General features: G+C 73.2%; 22 protein-coding genes. 5 read left to right on the top strand and 17 right to left on the bottom strand.

From position 1 onward, the window contains the following. The 6 genes from J7523_RS16575 to J7523_RS16550 all read right to left on the bottom strand — a co-directional run. A partial coding sequence (locus tag J7523_RS16575; RefSeq protein ID WP_291889067.1) for a methyl-accepting chemotaxis protein occupies positions 1–1,168 on the bottom strand: 1,168 nt, incomplete at its 3' end. A gap of 445 nt (positions 1,169–1,613) precedes the next feature. Continuing rightward, positions 1,614–1,952, bottom strand: a complete 339-nt coding sequence (locus tag J7523_RS16570; protein WP_291889064.1) for a VOC family protein — start codon at positions 1,950–1,952, stop codon at positions 1,614–1,616. A gap of 41 nt (positions 1,953–1,993) precedes the next feature. After that, positions 1,994–2,422 (bottom strand): DUF1801 domain-containing protein, encoded by a 429-nt coding sequence (locus J7523_RS16565; RefSeq protein ID WP_291889061.1) that lies wholly within the window; start codon positions 2,420–2,422, stop codon positions 1,994–1,996. A 32-nt stretch (positions 2,423–2,454) separates the two neighbouring features. Then, on the bottom strand, positions 2,455–4,845 hold the full coding sequence (locus J7523_RS16560) for an excinuclease ABC subunit UvrA (protein ID WP_291889058.1): 2,391 nt from the start codon (positions 4,843–4,845) through the stop codon (positions 2,455–2,457). 161 nt (positions 4,846–5,006) lie between these two features. After that, the gene (locus J7523_RS16555) at positions 5,007–5,414 is read right to left on the bottom strand and encodes a VOC family protein (RefSeq protein ID WP_291889055.1); all 408 of its coding nucleotides are present in this window, start codon (positions 5,412–5,414) and stop codon (positions 5,007–5,009) included. A 5-nt stretch (positions 5,415–5,419) separates the two neighbouring features. Further along, positions 5,420–5,869: a helix-turn-helix transcriptional regulator gene (locus J7523_RS16550; protein ID WP_291889052.1), complete on the bottom strand. Its 450-nt coding sequence runs from the start codon at positions 5,867–5,869 to the stop codon at positions 5,420–5,422. A gap of 150 nt (positions 5,870–6,019) precedes the next feature. On the opposite strand from J7523_RS16550, the gene J7523_RS16545 reads away from it, so the two are divergent. From J7523_RS16545 to J7523_RS16530, 4 genes are all read left to right on the top strand, one after another. Further along, positions 6,020–6,670, top strand: a complete 651-nt coding sequence (locus J7523_RS16545; RefSeq protein WP_291889049.1) for a VOC family protein — start codon at positions 6,020–6,022, stop codon at positions 6,668–6,670. A 22-nt stretch (positions 6,671–6,692) separates the two neighbouring features. Beyond that, a complete protein-coding gene (locus tag J7523_RS16540) occupies positions 6,693–7,232 on the top strand; it encodes a DinB family protein (protein WP_291889046.1) in 540 nt (179 codons plus the stop codon). A 51-nt stretch (positions 7,233–7,283) separates the two neighbouring features. Further along, complete coding sequence (locus J7523_RS16535) at positions 7,284–7,757, top strand: heme-degrading domain-containing protein (protein ID WP_291889044.1); 474 nt, start codon at positions 7,284–7,286, stop codon at positions 7,755–7,757. Positions 7,758–7,852: 95 nt separating this feature from the next. Further along, the gene (locus J7523_RS16530; RefSeq protein ID WP_291889041.1) at positions 7,853–8,383 is read left to right on the top strand and encodes a hypothetical protein; all 531 of its coding nucleotides are present in this window, start codon (positions 7,853–7,855) and stop codon (positions 8,381–8,383) included. A 61-nt stretch (positions 8,384–8,444) separates the two neighbouring features. On the opposite strand, the gene J7523_RS16525 is transcribed toward J7523_RS16530, so the two are convergent. After that, positions 8,445–9,395, bottom strand: a complete 951-nt coding sequence (locus J7523_RS16525) for an aldo/keto reductase (RefSeq protein WP_291889073.1) — start codon at positions 9,393–9,395, stop codon at positions 8,445–8,447. A gap of 199 nt (positions 9,396–9,594) precedes the next feature. Here J7523_RS16525 and J7523_RS16520 point away from each other — a divergent pair, with 199 nt between their 5' ends. Beyond that, positions 9,595–9,939: an RNA polymerase-binding protein RbpA gene (locus J7523_RS16520; protein ID WP_291889038.1), complete on the top strand. Its 345-nt coding sequence runs from the start codon at positions 9,595–9,597 to the stop codon at positions 9,937–9,939. A gap of 20 nt (positions 9,940–9,959) precedes the next feature. On the opposite strand, the gene J7523_RS16515 is transcribed toward J7523_RS16520, so the two are convergent. The 10 genes from J7523_RS16515 to J7523_RS16470 form a co-directional block, all read right to left on the bottom strand. Then, complete coding sequence (locus J7523_RS16515; RefSeq protein ID WP_291889035.1) at positions 9,960–10,730, bottom strand: polyprenol monophosphomannose synthase; 771 nt, start codon at positions 10,728–10,730, stop codon at positions 9,960–9,962. Next, positions 10,727–12,292 carry an apolipoprotein N-acyltransferase gene (lnt, locus tag J7523_RS16510; protein WP_291889033.1) on the bottom strand — a complete coding sequence of 522 codons (1,566 nt, stop codon included), beginning with the start codon at positions 12,290–12,292 and terminating at the stop codon, positions 10,727–10,729. Before lnt ends, J7523_RS16515 begins: the two co-directional genes overlap by 4 nt. Before the next feature lie 447 nt (positions 12,293–12,739). Beyond that, positions 12,740–14,374, bottom strand: a complete 1,635-nt coding sequence (locus J7523_RS16505; protein WP_291889030.1) for an amidohydrolase — start codon at positions 14,372–14,374, stop codon at positions 12,740–12,742. Between the two features lie 116 nt (positions 14,375–14,490). Then, on the bottom strand, positions 14,491–17,367 hold the full coding sequence (locus J7523_RS16500) for a DEAD/DEAH box helicase (protein ID WP_291889027.1): 2,877 nt from the start codon (positions 17,365–17,367) through the stop codon (positions 14,491–14,493). A gap of 154 nt (positions 17,368–17,521) precedes the next feature. Further along, on the bottom strand, positions 17,522–18,436 hold the full coding sequence (locus J7523_RS16495) for a diacylglycerol kinase family protein (RefSeq protein ID WP_291889024.1): 915 nt from the start codon (positions 18,434–18,436) through the stop codon (positions 17,522–17,524). Then, a complete protein-coding gene (gene tatC / locus J7523_RS16490) occupies positions 18,433–19,236 on the bottom strand; it encodes a twin-arginine translocase subunit TatC (protein ID WP_291889070.1) in 804 nt (267 codons plus the stop codon). The genes J7523_RS16495 and tatC overlap by 4 nt, the downstream gene beginning before the upstream one ends. A gap of 45 nt (positions 19,237–19,281) precedes the next feature. Then, positions 19,282–19,506 (bottom strand): twin-arginine translocase TatA/TatE family subunit, encoded by a 225-nt coding sequence (gene tatA / locus J7523_RS16485; protein WP_291889022.1) that lies wholly within the window; start codon positions 19,504–19,506, stop codon positions 19,282–19,284. Positions 19,507–19,597: 91 nt separating this feature from the next. Further along, complete coding sequence (locus J7523_RS16480) at positions 19,598–19,921, bottom strand: hypothetical protein (RefSeq protein ID WP_291889019.1); 324 nt, start codon at positions 19,919–19,921, stop codon at positions 19,598–19,600. 2 nt (positions 19,922–19,923) lie between these two features. Then, positions 19,924–20,904: a WYL domain-containing protein gene (locus J7523_RS16475; protein ID WP_291889017.1), complete on the bottom strand. Its 981-nt coding sequence runs from the start codon at positions 20,902–20,904 to the stop codon at positions 19,924–19,926. Beyond that, positions 20,897–21,922, bottom strand: a complete 1,026-nt coding sequence (locus J7523_RS16470; RefSeq protein WP_291889014.1) for a WYL domain-containing protein — start codon at positions 21,920–21,922, stop codon at positions 20,897–20,899. Before J7523_RS16470 ends, J7523_RS16475 begins: the two co-directional genes overlap by 8 nt. Positions 21,923–21,951 lie beyond the last annotated feature (29 nt).

Genomic DNA, 21,951 nt, shown 5'->3' with positions numbered 1-21,951 from the left:
CGTTGAGCGCGAGCAGGTTCGTCTGCTCCGCGATCGACGTGATGAGCTTGACGACGTTGCCGATCTCCTGGCTCGACGAGCCCAGGCGCGCGACGGAGTCGTTCGCGCTCGACGCGGCATCGGTCGCGTTCTGGGCGACCTTCGCTGCCTCGGTCGCGTTCTGGGCGATCTCCCGGATGGAGGCGCTCATCTGCTCCGCGCCGGCCGCGACGGACTGCACGCTTCGAGACACCTGCTCCGCCGCCGCGGCGACGACCCCGGCCTGCACGGAGGTCTCCTCGGAACCCGAGGCCACCTGGCTCGACGCGGCGGAGAGCGACTCGGACGAGACAGCGACCGCGGCAGCGGCCCGCACCACGCCCGACAGGGTGGCCCCCACGGCCTCCTGCGCCGTGTTCAGCGACGCCGCCATCTGGCCGAGCTCGTCCGACGACCGCACCTCGGCGCGAACGGTCAGGTCGCCGCGCGCCAGGGCATCGACGGCGACCTGGAGTGCCGCGACCGACCGTCGCAGCGACCTCGCGAGCCACAGACCCAGCACGACGAGCACCACGACGCCGACGCCGAGCGCGATGGCGATCAGGACGAGCTCACGGATCGCCGAGGCGTCGGCAGCGCGCGTCAGCGTGGTCAGGTCGGCCGCGACGCGCTCGTCGATCGCGTCGAGGTCCGCCAGCATCTTTCCGCCGACCGTCGCGAGACGTTCCCGCTGGGCCTGGTAGCCCTCGCGGTCGCCGGCGCGTGCGGCGACGACGAGCTTCTGCTCGACACCGGCGCGGTACTCGTCGAGCGACGCCTGGAAGTCGTCGAAGCCGGACGGCAGCGCCTCACCGCTCCCGGAGTAGTGGTCCGCGAGGTCGGCCATGGCGGCGTCGAGGGCCGCGCTCGCGTCGCCGTACGCGGTGATCTTCGACTCGACGTCTCCACCGACGTAGATGCCGATCACGGAGACCGCGTTGCGCATGGCCCACACCGAGTCCTTGAGGCCCGCCAGCGAGGACGACACCGACGTCTGCTCCTGTGCCATCTCCGCGGTCGTCGCGCGCAGTCGTGCGGCGCTCGACATCGCGAGAAGCCCGATCGCGATGGACACCACGATCCCCGCCGCGACGATGCCCAGCACCTTGGCACGAACGGAGAGCCGAGTGGTGAGCCGGGACTTCGACAAGGTCGCTCCTGTGGTTGCGTCTCGGGGTGTCACCTGGCGCGGGCAGAGTGCCGCTGACGCCCCGATCGGCCGCGGAGCCGAGTGTCTGACGGTCACATGCGTGGCGTGGATCACACCGGCGGCCGCGGGGGTGCTGGCACCGTCGAGAGCGCACTGGCGCCGCGGCGTCTCAGGACGCCTCGACAACGCGCTGACCTGCACGCTTACCCGCACGACAGCCGAGTCCACCGTGTCCTCGGGGCCGACTCCGCGTCCTTCGAGTCGCCTGCCGAGATGCCCGATTCACCCGGGACTTCCGACCCTTGCGCACCTCGCGACGATCGACGGGTCGCGCTGGCACGGCGGCGGACACTCCGACGGTTGGCACCCGCACCGGGCGCGCGCGGCGAGAACGCCGCGCGGCCCGGGACGGACGACGTCCCGGGCCGCGCGTCCACGGACGCCGTCAGTCGTCGTGCAGGAGCCCCAGCACGTTGCCGTCGGCGTCCGCGAACGTCGCGACCGAGCGGGTGCCCCCGACGGGGTGCGCCGGCTCCTTGACCGTCCCGCCCGCAGCGGTGATCTCGGCGAGCTTCGCCTCGATGTCGGCGACCTCCCAGTAGGCCACCGGCGCGGCCATGCCCTGCGCGGCGCCGCCGGGGACGAGCCCGATGTGCTGACCGTCGACGTCGTAGCCGACGTAGTACGCGGAGTCGGTCTGCGGCTCGATGCCGAGCAAGGCCGTGTAGACGGCCTTCGCGGCGGCGAGGTCGGACACGGGGTGCAGGACTGTCGTGATGGCCATGGTCTTCTCCCTCGGGTGGGTGTGGGACGGCGCCGACGGCCTCAGCCCGCGGCGCGCCGGACGAGCTCGGCGATGCGGGCCTCGTCGTCCGCGGTGAGCTCGGTGAGTGCGAACGCGGTCGGCCACATGGACCCGTCGTCGAGGGCGGCCGAGTCGTTGAAGCCGAGCGTCGAGTAGCGCGCCTTGAACTTTCCGGCGGGCTGGAAGAACACGACAGCCTTGCCCTTGCGGGCGTACGCCGGCATGCCGTACCAGAGCGTCGGGTCGAGGTCGGGCGCGGCCGCGGTGATGACCGCGTGCACCCTCTCGGCCATCGCGCGGTCGGCGTCGTTCATCTCGGCGATCTTCTCGAGCAGCTCGGGCTCGCCGTTGGCGTTCTTCGACGCGCGGCGCACCTCCTTGGAGCGCTCCTTCATGGCGGCCTTCTCCTCGTCGGTGAAGGCTCCGGATCCACGCTCGGTGGCGGTCATGGTGCGTCCTCTCGTCGTGCGGGATGGGCGGTTCAGCGGCCGACGTACGCCGCGAGGTGCTGTCCGGTCAGCGTGGAGCGGTCGGCGACGAGGTCCGCCGGGGTCCCCTCGAAGACGACCCGGCCGCCGTCGTGGCCCGCGCCCGGACCGAGGTCGATGATCCAGTCCGCGTGCGCCATCACGGCCTGGTGGTGCTCGATGACGATGACGGACTTGCCGGAGTCGACGAGCCGGTCGAGCAGGCCGAGCAGCTGCTCGACGTCGGCGAGGTGCAGGCCGGTGGTCGGCTCGTCGAGCACGTACACGCCGCCCGTGGTCGACATGTGCGTGGCGAGCTTGAGGCGCTGGCGTTCGCCGCCCGACAGCGTGGTGAGCGGCTGTCCGAGGCTGAGGTAGCCGAGCCCGACGTCCGCGAGCCGGTCGAGGACCGCGTGCGCCGCCGGTGTCCGGGCCTCCCCCGAGCCGAAGAACGTCTCCGCCTCGGTCACGGACATCGCGAGCACCTCGGCGATGTTCTTGCCACCCAGCCGGTACTCGAGCACGGACGCCTGGAAGCGCTTGCCGTCGCACTCCTCGCACGTCGACTCGACGGTCGCCATGATGCCGAGGTCGGTGTAGATGACGCCCGCACCGTTGCACGTCGGGCACGCACCCTCGGAGTTCGAGCTGAACAAGGCCGGCTTCACGCCGTTGGCCTTCGCGAAGGCCTTGCGGATCGGCTCGAGCAGCCCGGTGTAGGTCGCCGGGTTGCTGCGCCGCGAGCCGCGGATCGCCCCCTGGTCGATCGACACCACGTCGGCACCGGCCGGGATCGAACCGTGCACGAGCGAGCTCTTGCCGGACCCCGCGACGCCCGTGATGACGACGAGCGTGCCGAGCGGGATGTCGACGTCGACGTCGCGCAGGTTGTTGGCGTTCGCGCCGCGGATCTGCAGCGCCCCCTTCGGGCTGCGGACGGACTCCTTGAGCGTGGCCCGGTCGTCGAGGTGCCGGCCCGTGAGCGTCCCGCTGGCCCGCAGCCCCTCGAGCGAGCCCTCGTAGCAGACGGTCCCGCCGCTGGATCCGGCACCGGGTCCGAGGTCGACGACGTGGTCGGCGATCGCGATCGCCTCCGGCTTGTGCTCGACGACGAGCACGGTGTTGCCCTTGTCGCGCAGCTGCAGCAGCAGCTCGTTCATCCGCTGGATGTCGTGCGGGTGCAGACCGATCGTGGGCTCGTCGAACACGTACGTGACGTCCGTGAGCGACGACCCGAGGTGCCGGATCATCTTGGTCCGCTGCGCCTCTCCCCCGGACAGCGTCCCCGACGGCCGGTCGAGCGACAGGTAGCCGAGGCCGATCACCGTGAACGAGTCCAGCAGGTGCTGCAGGCCCTGGAGCAGCGGCGCGACCGACGGCGCGTCGAGCCCGCGCACCCACGCGGCGAGATCGCTGATCTGCATGCGGCACGCGTCCGCGATGCTCGTGCCGTCGATCTTCGAGGACCGGGCCTCGGGGCTGAGTCGTGTCCCCTCGCACTCGGGGCACGTGGTGAACGTGATGGCCCGCTCGACGAACGCGCGGATGTGCGGCTGCAGCGCGTCGACGTCCTTCGACAGGATCGACTTCTGGATCTTGGGGATCAGTCCCTCGTACGTGAGATTGATGCCCTCGACCTTGATCTTGGTCGGCTCCTTGTAGAGCAGGTCGTACGACTCCTTCTTCGTGTACTTCCCGATCGGCTTGTCGGGGTCGAAGAAGCCGCTCTGCCGGTAGATGCGGCCGTACCAGCCGTCCATCGAGTAGCCGGGAACCGTGATCGCACCCTCGTTGAGCGACTTGCTCTCGTCGTACAGCGCGGTCAGGTCGAAGTCGTTGACCGAGCCCATGCCCTCGCAGCGCGGGCACATGCCGCCGAGCTGGCTGAACGACGCCTTCTCGGTCTTCGTCCTCCCTTCGCCGCGCTCGATCGTGATCGCGCCGCTCCCCCGCACCGACGGGACGTTGAACGAGTAGGCGTTCGGTGAGCCGATGTGCGGCTGCCCGAGCCGGCTGAACAGGATCCGCAGCATCGCGTTGGCGTCCGTCGCGGTGCCGACCGTCGAGCGCGGGTTGGAGCCCATGCGCTCCTGGTCGACGATGATCGCGGTCGTCAGCCCGTCGAGGACGTCGACGTCCGGCCGCGCGAGCGTCGGCATGAACCCCTGCACGAACGCGCTGTACGTCTCGTTGATCATCCGCTGCGACTCGGCGGCTATCGTCGCGAACACGAGCGAGCTCTTGCCCGACCCCGAGACGCCCGTGAACACCGTGAGCCGACGCTTCGGCAGCTCGACGCTGATGTCCTTGAGGTTGTTGACCCGCGCACCCTGCACGCGGATCAGGTCGTGACTGTCGGCGGCGTGCGGCGCCTGCGGCGCGTCCGTCGTCGGGGCCGTGCTCATCGTGCCTCCAGGTGGGGTGCGGGCGGCCGGGGATGGTCGGCCCCGGGGCGGTCGGCGTCGACCGTCCCGGGCACCATCAGACCAGCATCGAGCAGCACGTCACAGGCGCGCGCGCCGGACGACGCCCGGTCCGTCGCGCCGCGCCGCGACCGGCCGGGCCGTCAGCGCTGCTGGATCCTGACCATGTTCCCGGCGGGGTCCCGGAACGCGCAGTCCCGGACGCCGTACGGCTGGTCGGTGGGTTCCTGCACGACCTCGGCGCCGGCCTCCTGGACGCGCTCGAACGTCGAGTCGACGTCGGGCGACGCGAGCAGGATCGAGCCGTAGCTGCCCTTCGCCATCATCTCGGCGATCGTCCGGCGCTCGTCGTCCGTGATCCCTGGCGCCGCCTGCGGCGGGAACAGGACGATCGACGTCTCCGGCTGGTCGGGCGGGCCCACCGTGATCCAGTGCATGCCGTTGTAGCCCACGTCGTTGCGGACCTCGAAGCCGAGGACGTCGCGGTAGAACGCCCGCGCCTCGTCGGGGTCCGCCAGCGGGAGGAAGCTCGAGTGAATCGTGATGTCCATGCGATTCACGCTAGCTGGGGCTCGGACGGCCGTGCTTCTCGATTCCTGACCGGTCTGGTGACCTGCTTCGCGACGCACGACGGCATCCCCTCGGTCGCCTCCGCCGCCTGCGTCCGGTACGTGCTCGGCGGCATGCCGACCAGCTCGGTGAACCGGGTGCTGAACGTGCCGAGCGACGAGCAGCCGACCTCGAAGCACACCTCGGTGACGCTGAGGTCGCCGCGGCGCAGCAACGCCATCGCCCGTTCGATCCGGCGGGTCATCAGGTAGGAGTACGGCGACTCGCCGAACGCGGCCTTGAACTCGCGGCTGAGGTGCCCCGACGACATGTTTGCGCCGCGCGCCAAGGCCTCGACGTCGAGGGGCTGGGCGTACTCGCGGTCGATCCGGTCGCGAACGCGACGCAGGCGCGCAAGGTCACGCAGGTGCTGCTCGTTCGCGGGTGTGCCGGCCACCGCACGATCGTGCCACGCGGCACGACGTGTGCGCAGCGTACGCACGGTTGCGGGGCCCCCCGACCGGTGCGACGGTGCTGCACGACGAGGTGCCGCACGCGCCGGTGCGACCGGCGCGCCGGCCGCAGCCCGACGAGGACGGTGCCGACGATGAGCGGACAGATCACGGCCGCGCAGTTCCACGACTCCGACGGCGTCGACGACTGGCGCGTCCTGTTCGGCGGCGCGCACGCACACTTCCGGACGGGCTCGTTCGCGACGGGGGTCGCGCTCGTCGACGCCATCGGCGAGCTGGCCGACGCCATGAACCACCACCCGGACGTCGACCTGCGCTACGGCGGCGTGACCGTCCGGCTGATCTCGCACGACGTCGGCGGGCTGAGCGACCGCGACGTGCGGCTCGCCCGGCAGATCTCGCAGGCCGCCCGCGAGCTGGACATCCCGACGGACCCGAGCGTGCCGCAGGCCGTGCAGGTCGCGGTCGACGCCCTGGTCTCCCGGGACGTCCTGCCCTTCTGGAAGGCCGTGCTCGGGTACCAGGAGGACGAGTCCGGGGACCTCGTCGACCCGTCGGGTCGCGGCCCGTCGTTCTGGTTCCAGCAGATGGACGCACCCCGTCCGCAGCGCAACCGGATCCACGTCGACGTGTCCGTGCCGCACGACCAGGCACAGGCCCGCGTCGCCGCAGCGCTCGCGGCCGGCGGCCACCTGGTCAGCGACGTGCACGCACCCGCGTGGTGGACGCTCGCGGACGCCGAGGGCAACGAGGTCGACGTCGCGACGTGGCAGGGTCGCGACTGAGCGCAGGCGGTACGGTCCTCGCGTGACCGACGTCGACGAGCAGGGCCGCACCGAACCACCGCTGACCGCCGACGAGCTCGGCACGCTCGTCGGGTTCCTCGACTACCAGCGACAGACGTTCCAGTGGAAGACCGACGGGCTCGACGGCCCGGGCCTCGCGGCGACGACCGCGGCGTCGACCATGACCTTGGGCGGCATGCTCAAGCACCTCGCGTACGTCGAGGACCACTGGTTCTCCCGCTCGCTGCTCGGGCGTGAGCCGGGCGCGCCGTGGGACGCGGTGGACTGGCAGGCCGACGAGGACTGGGACTGGCACTCGGCCGCGTCCGACTCCCCCGCCGATCTGCGCGCGCTGTGGCGCGAGTCCGTGGAGCGGTCACGCGCCTGCGTCGAGGAGGCGCTCGCGGACGGTGGCCTCGACCAGCTCGCCCGACGCCGGTGGCGCGACGGCCGGGCGCCCAGTCTGCGCTGGATCCTGTGCCACATGATCGAGGAGTACGCGCGGCACAACGGGCACGCGGACCTGCTGCGGGAGTCGATCGACGGCGCGACCGGCGAGTAGCCGCGCGCGCCGTGCTGCGCGACGGTCGGGCGCCTGCGCGAGGATGACGGCATGAGCACCGACGACGTCACCGCCCTGGTCACCCGCGTCGAGCAGGAGGAGCGCGAGCTCGTCTTCCGGACGTTCACGCACGACGACGCCTGGCAGCTCGGCTGCCTGCTCGTGGAGCTCGCGACCGAGCGTGCGCTGCCCGTGACGATCGACATCCAGCGCGGCGGGCAGCAGCTGTTCCATGCGGCCCGTGAGGGCACCACGCCCGACAACGACACGTGGGTCGCGCGCAAGGTGCGGGTCGTGAACCGGTTCGGCGCCTCGTCGTACCTGATCGGCCTGCGGGCGCGCGCGAAGGGCACCACGTTCGCCGAGCAGCAGGGACTGCCGCTGCAGGAGTACGCCGCGCACGGCGGCGCGTTCCCCGTCCGGGTCGAGGGCGTCGGCATCGTCGGGACCGTGACGGTGTCGGGGCTCCCCCAGGCCGACGACCACGCGCTCGTCGTGGAGGCGCTGCGCGCCTTCCTGGCCTGACACCGAGCCGCCCACAGCACCGCCGTTCGCTCGCCTCCCCACCGGTCTCGAGCGGTGGGTGACGAGCTCGGTCCATCCACCGCGAGCCTGTCCGCATGAGCGACCACGGGGACCACTGGTTCGAGCACGCGTACGACGACGCCACGGCCGACCCAGGCGGCGACTCGCCCGAGGACTGGGCGGACGAGCCCTGGATCGTCGACGTGCACGGGCCCGACGACGACCTGCCGCGGCTGCCCGTCGACGTGCTGCACGGCCACGGCGACGTCCTGGCGGTCCTGCTGCACCTCGTCGGTCCCGAGCGTGCAGGGCCCCCCGCGCTCTGGTTCCTGCTGCTCGACGACGAGGACCGCTGCCTCCCGCTCGTGCTCCCGGTCAACGACGTGCCTCTGCGGGCCGACGCCGGCGTCGCGGCGCAGGTCATGACGGGGCTGGCGTCGGTGCTCGAGCGGGAGGCGCCGGGCGGGTCGTTGGTCGTCGCGTGCGTGCGTGCCGGCGGCGGCGACCGTGGGGCGTTCGAGACGTCCTGGGCGGCAGCCCTGAGAGACGCCGCCCACGACCGCGGGGTGCGTGTCCGAGCCGTCGCCGCGCTCGGCGCGAACCGGGCCCGGATCCTCGAGTGGTGACGTCCGACCGGCCGGCCGCGCCGCCAGGAACGCCACCAGGCGCACGGCTGGCGCGCCGACGTCAGCCCAGCGGGCCCGGTGCGGCCTCGTCGATCGCGGCCAACTGTTCGAGGGTCGGCTCCCACGCGATCGACGCGACGTTCGCGCGCAGCTGCTCGGGCGTCCGGGCACCCGCGATGACGCTGCCGACCGCCGGCTGCGCGGCGAGCCCGCCGAGCGCGAGGGTGGGCAGGTCGATCTCCCACTGCTCCGCCAGCGCGGCGAGCGCGTCGATCCGGTCGAAGTCCGCACGAGCGAGCCGATCGGGCATCCGCGCGAGCCGCGACCCCTCGGGTGCCGGCTCGCCCTGCCGGTACTTGCCCGTGAGCAAGCCGGACGCGAGCGGGACGTACGGCAGGATCCCGACCCCGACGGTCTCGGCCGCGGGCACGAGCTCGGCCTCGGCCGACCGGTCGAGGAGGTTGTAGCGGTTCTGCGCCGACACGAACGGGGTCAGCGCGCCCGTGCGGGCCGTCCAGTCGGCCTCGACGACCTGCCACGCGGCGAAGTTGGACGACCCGAGGTAGCGCACCTTGCCCTCGACGACGAGCTCGTGGAGCGCCGCGAGCGTCTCCTCGACCGGCGTCGTCGGGTCGGGCACGTGCAGCTGGTACAGGTCGATCCAGTCGGTGCCGAGGCGCCGCAAGGACCCCTCGACGGCGCGACGCACGTACCGGCGTGACCCGCGCGCGCCCCAGTCGGGACCGTTGAGCCCGTGGGTGTCCGCGCCGAACTTCGTCGCCACGACCACGTCGTCACGGTGCCCGGCCAGCGCCGCGCCGAGCAGCTCCTCGCTCTGCCCCGGGACGCCGCCGTACACGTCAGCCGTGTCGAAGAACGTCACGCCCGCGTCGAGGGCTGCCGCGACCAGCGCGGGGACACCGTCGGGATGAAGCGTCGCCCCGAACGTGTTGCAGCCGAGGCCCGCGGTGGACACGGCGAGGCCGCTGTCCCCGAGCCGGCGAAAGGTCATGTCAGGTGTCGTGGTGCTCGTCACGTGTGCACCCTACGACCGCGAGGTGAGACGAGCCTCACCCGGGTTTCGCCCGCGCTGCGCGTACCGCGTTCACGAACCCTTCACGTGCGCCTGGAACACTGGGAGGGCGAACACCGTTGACAACGGTGGACGATCCCACACTCGAAGGCCGTCACCACGGCACGGAGGTTCCCTGATGGCAAACCGGTCCCTGCGCGGCATGCGCATCGGGTCCCACAGCATGGAGACGGACGAGGGCGTCGACTTCGCCCCGCGCCTCCAGGCCCACTACGACTGCCCCAACGGGCACACCATCATCCTGCCGTTCTCGGTCGAGGCCGACGTGCCGGTGGTGTGGGAGTGCCGCTGCGGCGCCGAGGCGCTCCTGCGTGACGCGTCGAAGCCCGAGGCGAAGGCCGGCAAGGCCCCTCGGACGCACTGGGACATGCTGCTCGAGCGCCGCACGATCGGCGAGCTCCAGGAGCTCCTCGACGAGCGCCTCGACCTGCTCCGCGCGGGGAAGCTGCGCCGCAGCGCCTGACCCTCAGCACGGCATCCCGGTCAACGAGACCGACGGAACGCTCCCGCCACCTGGCGGGAGCGTTCGTGCATCCCCCACCGGGTCACGTTGACGAGGGCCTCGACGATGATGTCGCGGCTCATCTTCGACTGCCCGAGCTCGCGCTCGACGAACGTGATCGGCACCTCGACGACGCGCGCGCCCGCCCGGACCGCGCGCCAGGCCATGTCGATCTGGAAGCAGTACCCCTGCGAGGCGACGTCACCGAAGGAGAGTCGGCGCAGCAGGTCGGCGCGGTACGCGCGAAAGCCGCCGGTCGCGTCGCCGAGCGGGATGCCCAGCATGATCCGCGTGTAGAGATTGGCACCGCGGGACAGCACCTCGCGGTGCAACGGCCAGTTGACCACCTTGCCGCCCCTGACCCAGCGGGAGCCGAGCACCAGGTCGGCACGGTCGAGCGCCCCGAGCAGCAGCGGCAGGTCCTGCGCACGGTGTGACCCGTCGGCGTCCATCTCGACGACGACGTCGTACCCGCGCTCGAGCGCCCATCCGAACCCCGCGACGTACGCGGTGCCGAGTCCCTGCTTCCCCGTGCGGTGGAGCACGCCGATCGACCGTGGTGAGCCCGACGAGCTCTCGCTCTCGGCGATCTTCTCCGCGAGCTCCCCGGTGCCGTCCGGCGAGCCGTCGTCCACCACGAGCACGTCGGCGGTGGGAACGTGCTCACGGAGCCGCTCCAGGGCGATCGGCAGGTTCTCGCGCTCGTCGTACGTGGGCACGACGACGAGGACGCGGGTGAGGCTGTCACTCATGCGGGCGGATCCGTTCGGTCGGTGCGGCGCAGGCGGTAGGCACCGGCAGCGCCGGCGACGACCGTGCACACCGCGAGAGCGTCGACGATCCAGGCGGGCCACGACCCGGACCGGTCTGCGGGCGTCAGCGACTGCCGCAGTGGCAACGTCGCGACCATCTGGTCCGCGGTGAACAGGTCGGTCTGCCGGCTGACGGCCCCGTTGGGCTGGATCACGGCGCTCACGCCGACGGTGGAGATCTGCACCGTCGCTCTGCCGTGCTCCACCGCCCGCAGCCGCGCCATCGCGAGCTGCTGCGTGGACTCGTCTGTCATGCCGAACGACGCGTTGTTCGTCTGCACGACAAGCACCTCTCCCCCGGCCCGCACCGCGTCCCGGACGAGGGCATCGTAGGCGACCTCGAAGCAGATGACGTCGCCCAGTCCCACAGTGCGGCCGAGGCGCTCCGAGGTCAGCGGCACGTAGCCCGGACCGACACCCGGGATCATGTCGCGGGTGACGAGGTCGACCGCGGACGAGAACGGCCGCACGAGCGAGCGCAGCGGGATGTACTCCGCGAACGGTGCCGGGTGCTGCTTGGTGTAGCTCGCGACGACGCCCTGGCCCGGCTCCCACAGCACGGCCGTGTTGTACCGGCCGCCACTGGGGGGGTACTGCACGGTGCCGACGAGCATGGGCGCGTCGACCGCCTGCGCCGCCGCGTCGATGAGGTCGGCGGCCGACTGGTCCGCCTGCGGGTCGATGTCGGTGCCGTTCTCGGGCCACAGGACGACGTCGAGCTCGCCGGGCTCCACCTGGTCGAGCAGGGCGTACGTGCCGGCGAGGTGGTTGTCGAGCACGGCCTCGCGCTGACCGAACGCGTCGAGCCCGCTGCCCGGCACGTTGCCCTGGACCGCACCGACCTCGAGCGTCCCGTGCTCCGCCCTGGTGTCGAGGGGCAGCGCGAACGCGACACCCGCGACGACGACGACCGCGGCGGCCGCCCCGACGAATCGCCGTACCTCGAGCCGTCGCGCCACGAGGTACGCGCGCGCCAGCACGACGCCGACGAGGGCCACGACGCCGCTCAGCAGCGGCGTGCCGCCGAGCCACATGAACGCTGCGAGCGGCGAGTCGGACTGCGAGAACGCCAGCCGCCCCCACGGGAAGCCGCCGAACGGCCACGCGGAGCGCAGCTCCTCCACGGCGACCCACAGCAACGTGAACACGAGCGCCTGCCAGCCGCCGCTGCGCCAGACGGCCTCGCCACGGCGCGCCCACGACCAGGCAGCGCCGAACAGTGCCACGCACAGCGCCTCGAGCGTGCTCAGCGCGAGCCACGGCACGAGCCCGACCGCCTCGTCGGCCCACGTGATGAGCGGGGCGAAACAGGCCAGGCCCCACGCGAGCCCGACGAGCGCGTTCCACCGGGCGCTGTCCCGACGCAGCGCCAGGTAGAGCAGCGCCATGCCGAGGAACGCGGTGCCCCACCACCCGGGCGACGGGAAGGCCAGACGGGTCAGGTAGCCGCCCGCGACGGCGAGCACGAGGGTCCACCAGCGGGCGGGTTCACGGGCGGACACCGCGCAAGGGTACGACGTCAGCCTGTCCGCCGACGTCAGCCTGTTCGCCGAGGTGAGGGGAACGGCCGGACCGACCGGCCCGCGTGTCCTTCGTACCGGTCGCGTGCTGCGCACGGACCGTTTTCTGTTGAACACGCGGGCCCGGTCGGAGCCCGACGTCCTCCGTCGTCCCGGAGAGCGAGCTCCCTGGGGATGGTCGGCCGACAGCAGCGTCGGACGACCGTGGCGGTGGATTTACCTTCGTGAACCTACCGAGATACGCGAACGTGTCAAGGCGCCGTCGGTGCAGGTCGCAGCCGTCCGTGCAGGTCGTGGCGGTGCCGATCATCCGATCCGTGCGGGTTGGTTCGGCGTGTCGCCGCGCGTGTCGCGACATGGCGTCGAACCGGTTGCGGAGCGGTGTCGTCGCCGCTCCAGAATTTCACCCGGAGCGGATGACCCTCGCTCTCACACGAGGGCGTCGAACACCACGACACCGTCGCGCACGGTACGCAGGCACACCGGGTCCGGAGCGTCCTCCGACAGGTCGGGCAGCAGCGGAGTGCCCGCGCGCGCGTCCGTGCTCCAGGTCGAGAGCCGGCCGTCGGGCGCCTGCACCGCGAGGTGCTCGGCCCGCCACACGGCGAGGTGGGCGGGCGCGCCGACGCGCAGCTCCCCCGCGCCCGTGTGGTCGAGCCCGGCAAGCCGCCAGCCGCCGCGCGTCGACGCCCGGAACGCCGCGCGGGCCGAGATCCGCTGCTCGACGGCCGTGTGGCGGATCGCCGCCCGCACCCCGGCCCACGGGTCGGCGGGCGTCACGGGCGCGTCCGAGCCGAACGCGAGCGGCACGCCGGCCGCCGCGAGGTCGGCCAGCGGGTTGAGCGCAGCGGCGCGCCCCGCGCCGAGCCGCGTCGCGTACATCGACTGCTCGCCACCCCAGGCGGCGTCGAACGCCGGCTGGACGCTGAGGCGGACGCCGAGCAGCACGAGCGCGGCGAGCGTGGGCGCATCGACCATCTCCGCGTGCTCGAGCCGGTGGCCGGCCCGGGCGATCGCCTCGACGCCCTCGACGTCGGCCGCGGCCCGCAGCCCGAGCAGCACCTCGTCCATGGCCCGGTCGCCGATCACGTGGAAGCCGCCGTGCACGCCCGCGCGCGTCACCGCGGTGATGTGGTTGCAGATCTCCTCAGCGGTCAGGTACAGCACTCCGTCGCTCGACGGGTCGTCCGCGTACGGGGCGCGCAGCGCTGCCGTGTGGGACCCCAGCGAGCCGTCGACGTTGAGGTCGCCGCCGATCCCGGTGAGCCCGGGGATCGCCGCGAGGACCGCGCGGGCGTCGTCCACCGTGACGCAGCGCTCGCCGCGGTACCCGACGAGGTGCGGCAGCCCGTCGGTGGCCGACGCGGTCATCGCGAGGAGCTCGGCGAGCCCCTCGCGGGTGTCGATGAACGGCGCGCTCTGCTCGTGCACCGACACGATCCCACGGGAGGCGACGTGCTGGAGCGCGCGCCGGTAGAGGGCCGTCCGACGGCCCGGCGACATGGTGCGGGCAGCCTCGCGCGCCGCATGGTGCGCGTCCCGCTCGACACGCCCGTCGTCGCTCCACCCAGGCAGCACGTCGAGGCCGGCTGACCGGGCAAGGGCGCTCGACACGACCGCCGAGTGCACGTCGACCCGGGCCAGGTACACGGGTGCGCCGCCGGCTGCCGCGTCGAGCTCCGCGCGCGTCGGTGCCCGCCCCTCGGGCCACTCGAGCTCGTCCCAGCCGAACCCCAGCAGCGGCACGTCGGACGCAGGTCGGCCGGCCGCGGCGCGGTGCACGGCGTCGAGCGCGTCGGCCAGGGACCGGACCCCGCCGGCCGCCGACAGGTCGACGCTCTCGAGCGCCAGGCCGGTCTCGAGCACGTGCACGTGCGCGTCGACGAAGCCGGGAGCCACCAGCGCGCCGTCGAGGTCCACCACCTCGTCCGCCCGGGACACCATGCCGTCGGCGGTGTCGTCCGCGCCGAGCCAGGCGACGACGCCGTCCTCGACGAGGAGGGCCTCAGCGAACGGGTCGGCCGGGGAGTGGATCACGCCGTGCCGGTAGAGGGTCGAGGTCACATCCGCTCACGATAGGGCAGGTCAGACGGATGAGCCCGGCCACCGCCCGACGGACTCGGAGCCCGAGCGGGGCACGTCGCCCGGCCTTCCCGCCGTGCACCGCTGCACGGGCCGGATCAGACCGACGAGTAGGCCACCACCCCGCGGCGCAGGGCGTCGACGGACCGCCGGGCCGTGGTCCGCAGACGCTCGTCCGGCGCCGCCTGACCGAGCTGGTCGAGCACGTCGATGACCTGCTTGCACCACCGCACGAAGTCGCCCGCGGACAGCTCGCCGCCCCGCAGCACCGCGTCCAGGCTCCTCCCCGACGCCCACCGGTGGACGGCCTCGACGAGCCCGAGGTCGAGCGGGACGATCGTCTCCAGCCGGTGCTCGGACTCGAGGTCCTCGAGCTCGGACCACGCCCGCACGGTGCCCTCGAGCGCGCGCCCCAGCCGCCCCGCGGGGCCGCCAGGCACCCGCGGTTCCGCCTGGTCCTCGTGGCGCGACCGGTAGACGAGGGTCGAGGTCACGGCCGCGAGGCCTGCCGCGTCGAGCTCGTCCCACGTGCCGCGGCGCAGGCACTCGGCGAGCAGCAGGTCGTTCTCCGCGTACAGGCGGCGCAGCCACCGGCCGTCCGACGTGACCGTGAGCGGCCCGTCGTCCGCCGACAGGTAGCCGAGCCGCACGAGCACGTCGCAGATGCGGTCGAACACGGCGGCGATCGAGCCGGTGCGCCCCGCGATCCGCGCGACCAGCGCGTCGTGCTCCGACTTGAGCCGTGCCCAGCGCTCCGCCCAGCGGGCGTGCTCCTCGCGGTCCGGGCACGAGTGGCACGGGTGCGCGCGCAGCCGGCGCCGCAGCGCGGCGAGGGCGGCGTCCTCGGTCGCGGCGGTCCGGTCGTGCCGCGCCTGGCGGCCGCCGGCCCTCACGCGTTCGCCGCCGCCGTCCGGGACCGCACCCCGCAGCGCGGCCGCCAGGTCGCGGCGGGCGGCCGGGACGCGCACGTTGAACGACTTCGGCACCCGCAGCCATCCGACGGTCCGGGCACCGGTGCCGACGTCCTGCACGGTCAGGCGTCGTACCTGACGGTCGACGGTCAGCACGGTCGGCCGCGGCCCGTCGAACCCCGGCTGGCCGCCCGGGTCGATGACCACCGCGTGGCCCGTCCGGCGGCCCACCGGGATCTCCAGGACGTCCCCGACGCGCAGCCCCTCGAGGGTGCGCGCGACCTCCGCGCGCCGGGCCGTCGCCGCCGCCCGGCTGGCGTCCTTCTCGAGCTGCGCGATCTGCCGGCGCAGCGACGCGTACTCCGCGAAGTCGCCCAGGTGGCACGTCATGGCCTTCGCGTAGCCGTCCAGCGCCTCCGTGTGCGCCTGCGCCTGACGCGCGAGCCCGACGACGCCACGGTCCGCCTGGAACTGCGCGAACGACGTCTCCAGGACCTCACGGGCACGCTCCGCGCCCACCTGCGCGACCAGGTTGACGGCCATGTTGTACGTCGGCCGGAAGCTCGACCGCAGCGGGTACAGCCGCTTGGACGCGAGACCCGCGAGCTGGACCGGGTCGAGACCTGGGTGCGCGACGACGACGGCGTGGCCCTCGGTGTCGATCCCCCGGCGCCCGGCGCGACCGGTGAGCTGCGTGTACTCCCCCGGCGTCACGTCGACGTGGCTCGACCCGTCCCACTTGACGAGCTTCTCCAGCACCACCGACCGCGCGGGCATGTTGATGCCGAGCGCGAGCGTCTCCGTGGCGAACACGACCTTGACCAGGCCGCGCGAGAACAGGTCCTCGACGGTCTCCTTGAACAGCGGCAGCATGCCGGCGTGGTGCGCAGCGATCCCCCGCGTGAGCGCCTCCGCGAGGTCCCAGTACCCCAGCACGTCGAGGTCCTCCGGCGGGATGGCCGCCGAGCGCTCCTCGACGACCCGCCGGATCTCGGCCTGCTCCGCCGGGTTCGTCAGGCGCACGCCCGCCGCGAGGCACTGCTGCACGGCGCCGTCGCACCCGGCCCGGGAGAAGATGAAGACGATCGCGGGCAGCAGACCGTCCTTGTCGAGCGCGTCGACGACTGCGAACCGCGGCGTCGGCCGGCCCCCGCTCGGCCGTCCGCCTCCCGGACGGCCACCTCCGGGACGGTGCCCGCCCCGCCCGCGGTAGCCGCGGTCGCCGGGGCCGTGCCCGTCCTGACGCTCGCGCCGCCGCAGCAGGTGCGTGAGGTCCGGGTTGATCGGTGGGTCGACGCCGGGGTCCGTCGGGTCGACGTGCCCGGCGTAGAGGTCGAGCAGGTCGTCCCGGACCATCACGTGCTGGCCGAGCGGGACCGGGCGGTGCTCGCTCACCACGACCGTCGTGTCGCCGCGCACGGTCGCGAGCCAGTCGCCGAACTCCTCCGCGTTCGAGACCGTGGCGGACAGCGACACCAGCTGCACGTCGTCGGGCAGGTGGATGATCACCTCCTCCCACACCGGTCCGCGGAACCGGTCGGCCAGGTAGTGCACCTCGTCCATCACCACGAACCCGAGACCGGCGAGCGTCGGCGAGCCCGCGTAGAGCATGTTGCGGAGCACCTCGGTCGTCATGACGACCACGGGTGCCTCGCCGTTGATCGTCGTGTCCCCCGTCAGGAGGCCGACCGACTGAGGGCCGTAGCGACGCACCAGGTCGGCGTACTTCTGGTTCGAGAGCGCCTTGATGGGCGTCGTGTAGAACGCCTTGCGGCCGCCGACGAGCGCCAGGTGCACCGCGAACTCCCCCACGACCGTCTTGCCCGCACCGGTCGGCGCCGCGACCAGCACGCCGCTGCCCCGCTCGAGCGCCTGGCAGGCGTCCACCTGGAACGGGTCGAGCGGGAACGACAGCAGCTCGCGGAAGCGGCCGAGCTCGCTGCGCTCGACCTCGGCGCGACGACGGGACGCCGCGTAGCGCTCGGCCGGCGAGGGTTCGGGGGACGGTTCGGGCGACTGCTGCGGCGACGGCGCGGGCGCGGACCTGCGGGGACGGGAGACCACACCGACACCCTAGGCACGTGCTCGTCGGACGCGCGGGCGCCGCGCTCCGTCAGGCCCCGCGCCGCGGCGGCTCTCGTCGGGTCTGCGCCACAGCGGCTCCGCCTCGCAACGAGCTCCGGCCCGAGGACGGGTGCCGTTCAGGCGGGTGCCCCGCTCAGGCCAGGACGGACACCGCGCCCGGGTCCACCTGCACCCGCAGCGGCAGCGTGCCGACGCGCTCCCCGTCGGCGAATGCCGCGGGCGGCGCCGCTCCGAGCGAGCCGACCGGCTCGATGAGCACCGACCGGGTCCGCACGACGCGGACGGACGGGTGCCGCACGTGGCGGCCGCGGTAGATCCCCGGGAAGATCTTGACGACGCCCGGCTTGGTGAACGGCCCGGCGAGGACCACGTCGAGCAGCCCGTCGTCCGGCTGCGCGTCGGGTGCGATCTTGAGCCCGCCGCCGATCCACGGCACGTTCGCGACCGCGACCAGCGTGCCGGCGGACTCCCAGACCTCGTCGTCGAGGGTCACGCGGTAGCCGAACGGGCGGAACGACGCGAGCTCGGGCACGAGGGCCCGGACGTAGCGACCCGAGCCCTTCGGCCAGGTCAGCTCGTTCGCGCGCGCGTTGATCGCGGCGTCGATCCCGCACGACAGCACGCCGACGAACCACTCGTGCGCGGCGTGCTGGGGCGACCCGACCCGCACCGCGTCGATGCGGCGCGGCCCGTCGTGGAGCGCACGCTCGACGACGTCGACGGATGCGGCGATGTCGCCCCGCGGCAGCCCGAGCGTGCGCGCGATGTCGTTGCCCGTCCCTGCGGCCACGATGCCGAGCGGCAGGGCGGTGCCGGCGACCACGTTGACGCCGAGGTGCGCCATCCCGTCACCGCCGACCACGACGACCGCGTCGAGCCCCTGTACGGCCGCGGCACGCGCCCGGTCGGTCGCCTGCGCGAGCGTCGGGGCGGACAGGTCCTGGACCTTGAAGCCTTTCGCCTCGAGCATCCCGTGAACCTGCCGTCCCGCGGACGCGCCGCGGCCCTTGCCCGCCGTCGGGTTGACGACGACTCCCACGTGCCTCATGCGGTGGCGCTCCCGGTGCTCGGATCCTCGCCGGGAAGGGTGCCGTCGAGCCGGGGCAGGCCGGCGGCGACCCGCCGACGGTCGACACGCCGGTCGTGCGCGGTGCAGATGACGAGCGCCGCGAAGTACAGCAGGCAGATGGGGACGGCCACGGCGATCATCGTGATCGCGTCGGGCGTCGGGGTCATGACCGCGGCGAACACGAACGCGATCAGCACGGCCCACCGCCAGCCCTTGCGCCAGGTGGCGGCCCGCCCGATGCCCGCGAAGTTGAGGGCGACCATGACGACGGGCAGCAGGAACGCCAGCCCGAACGCGAGGATCAGCCGCATGACGAAGCTCAGGTACGTCTGGGCGTCGATGAGGTTCGCCGACCCCTGTGGCGTGAACCCCGTGAGGAGCTCGACGGCGTTCGGCAGCGCCCACCACGCGAGCGCGGTGCCGGCGAGGAAGAGGGGCACGGCGGCGGCGAGGAAGCCGATCGCGTAGTGCCGCTCCTTGCGGGTCAGGCCCGGCGTGATGAACGCCCAGAGCTGGTAGATCCACCAGGGGCTCGACAGGATCACGCCGAGGAAGAACGACACCTTGAGCTTCATGTCGAACGACGTCGCGATCCCCGCGAAGTTGAGGGCGACGAGCTCGTCGTTGCCGCGCAGCTCCGCGACGTGCTGCAGCGGCATCTGCAGCGCCTCGAACACCGGGTCGTACAGCCACCACCCGACGGCGGCACCGACGACGAGCCCGAGCGCCGCGAAGAACACCCGGCGGCGCAGCTCGGCGAGGTGCGCCCGCAGGGGCATCCGGCCGCCGGGATCGTCCCCGCGGCGAGCAGCTTCCACGTGCGGTCAGACCTTCGGCGGCGTGGTGCCCTCGGTCGGCTCGTCGGTCGGCCGGTCCGCGGCAGGCTTCTTGTCGTCCGGTTCGCGCAGGTCCTTGACCTCGTCGCGGAAGATCTTCATGGACTGGCCGACGCTCTTCGCCAGACCGGGCAGACGGTTGGCACCGAAGAGCAGCACGACGAGCACCACGATGACGATGATGTGCCAGAACTGCAGGCCGTTCCTGAACATGGGTGCTCTCCTCAGTGGTGCGGGGCCTGTCGATACTAACCGTCCGGGAGTCGCGCTCCGGCCCGCTCTCGCGACCGGCCTCGTCCGGACCTCAGCGCCAGTACGCGCCCCACGACGCCCACGTGCGGCGGTGCCGCTCCACCCGCTCGGCCCGCCGCGCATGCCTGGCCGCGCGGACGGCGTCGTACCGGAGCCGGACCACTGCCGGGTCCGCGAGCAGCGTCGTCCCCGTGTCCCGAGGCTCCGCGGCCAGGCGCAGCTCCTCGACACGGTCGGCGAGCTGCTGCGCCGCAGCCGCGGCCCGGCCGAGCTCGGCGGCGAACGCCGTCGCCGACCGCCACAGGCGCCGACCGAGGAAGAACGCGCCCACGAGGGTCCCGACGACCAGCAGGGTCCACACGCCGAACCAGAGCATCGTCAGCCCCCCACCGCTGCGTCCGCGAGCGGCCCGTACGCGGCGAGCGCGGACCTGGCCGCCGCCGCGGCCTCGTCGCCCACGCGCACCGGCGTCGCACCGAGCATCTCGCCGGCCACCTGCAGCACCAGGTGCCGCAGCCACGCGGGCCGCACCACGCGCAGGTCCAGCTCGAACGACCCGTCGGGCTGGTTCCGCACCGCCTCGACCGGCACGCTCTCGGCCACCCAGCGCGCGGTGCTCGCGAGGTGCAGCGTCACGAGCTCCCCCTCGGGGCCGGGCGCGAACTCGCCGCTGCGGGCGCCGATGCCGTGGTCCTGCGCCGCCTCGTCGAGCAGGGTCGCCTCGAGGATCCGGTCCACCCGGAACAGCCTCTCGTCGTCGACCAGGAGGCACCAGCCGAGCAGGTACGAGCGCTCGTCGTCCGTCACGAGCCGCGCCGGGTCCACGTCGCGCTCGGTCGACACGTCGGCCGCGTTGACGTAGCGGATGTGCAGCCGGCGCCGCCGGCGCAGCGCCGTGGCGACGGTCGCGGCGACCTCCGGGGACGCATCCATGCCGAGCTGCACGTCGACGGCCGCCGCGGCGTCACCAGTCGCCGCGGTGAGCTTCGCGAGCGCGGACTCGAGCACCGCCGACCGCTCGGCGTCCAGGGCCGGGCCGAACGACGCCGACAGGGCACGCAGGGCCGCGACGAGCGCGACCGCCTCGCGCGTGCCGAGCCGCAGCGGCCGGGTCATCCCCCGCGACTCCGTGAGGCGCACGACGCCCTGCTCGTACGAGGCCGCGTCGAAGTCGATGAGGTCGTGCGGGAAGTAACCGGGCGTGCCCGTCACCCACAGCGTGTCGATGTCCTCGAGCACCTGGTCGGCGGACACCCCGAACTGCTGCGCGATGTCCTCGACGGGCACGCCCTCGTGCCGGTCGAGGTACGTGATCATGCCCAGCATCCGCAGCAGGCGGTCGCTCGCCCGCTCAGCCATGGGCCCTCACCCTCTCGTCGAGCGTCGCCGCGGTCCGCAGGAGCCGGAGCACCGAGCGGCGCAGCTCGGTGGGCGCCAGGACGAGGACCGCGTCGCCGTACCCGACGAGCTCCTCCGCGAGCTCCCACGCCGACCGGAACGGCACGTGGACGACGTCACGGTGCTCGAGGAGCGGGCCCACCACGGGGTCCGCTGCCCAGTCCGGCGCGTCGTCGGGCGCCGCGACGGACCGCGCCCGCATCGCCCCCGCGCGCTCAGGACGCACCGCGAGCGTCGCGACCTGCTGCGCGCCCGCGGCCCACGAGGCCATCGCCTCGGCCAGCTCGTCCTCGGCGGGCGGCGGGAAGGCTCCGGGCTCACCGAGCGCCCGGACGGCGCCCTCGATGCGGCTCAGCCGGTACGACCGGCTCGCCTGCCGGTCACGGTCCCGGCCGACCAGCACCCAGCCGCCCCGCCGGGCGAGGAGCCGCCACGGCTCCACGACGCGCTCGCGGACCTCCCCCGTGTTCGCGGCCCGGTACGTGAACTTCACGACCCGCCGCTCGTGCACCGCGTCCATGAGCGGCCCCAGCGCGCCACCGCCCGGACGCACGCGCGGCGCGAGCCCCGTGACAAGGTCCGTCGACCCGGGGGCGTCGCCCACGGCACGCAGCTTCGTCAGGGCCCGCGACGAGTCCGCCCGCAGCGCCTGGTCCTGCCACACCTGGGCGGCCATCGCGAGCACGCCGAGCTCCCCCGCCGTGAGGTCGAGCGGCGGCAGCGCGTACGCGTCGAGGTCCACCCGGTACCCGAAGTCGTCGCCGTGCCCCGCGTCCGTGACGGTCACCACTGGGATGCCGAGGTCGCGCAGCGTGTCCTTGTCGCGCTCGAACATCCGCTCGAACGCGTCGTCGGACGGGGCGTCCTGGTACCCGGCGACACTCGAGCGCACCTGCTCCTTCGTCATACGGCCCGGGGTGTTCACCAGGGCGATGACGAGGTTGAGCAGGCGCTCGGCGGGGGCGATCGAGGCGGGCATCGGTGACCACCGTAGCGGCCGGTAGCGTG

This window comes from Cellulomonas sp. (genome assembly GCF_017744555.1).
Classification (GTDB): Bacteria; Actinomycetota; Actinomycetes; order Actinomycetales; family Cellulomonadaceae; genus Cellulomonas.
The sequence above is the reverse complement of the archived record's forward strand: the minus strand, read 5'-3'. Positions and strand labels throughout refer to the sequence as shown.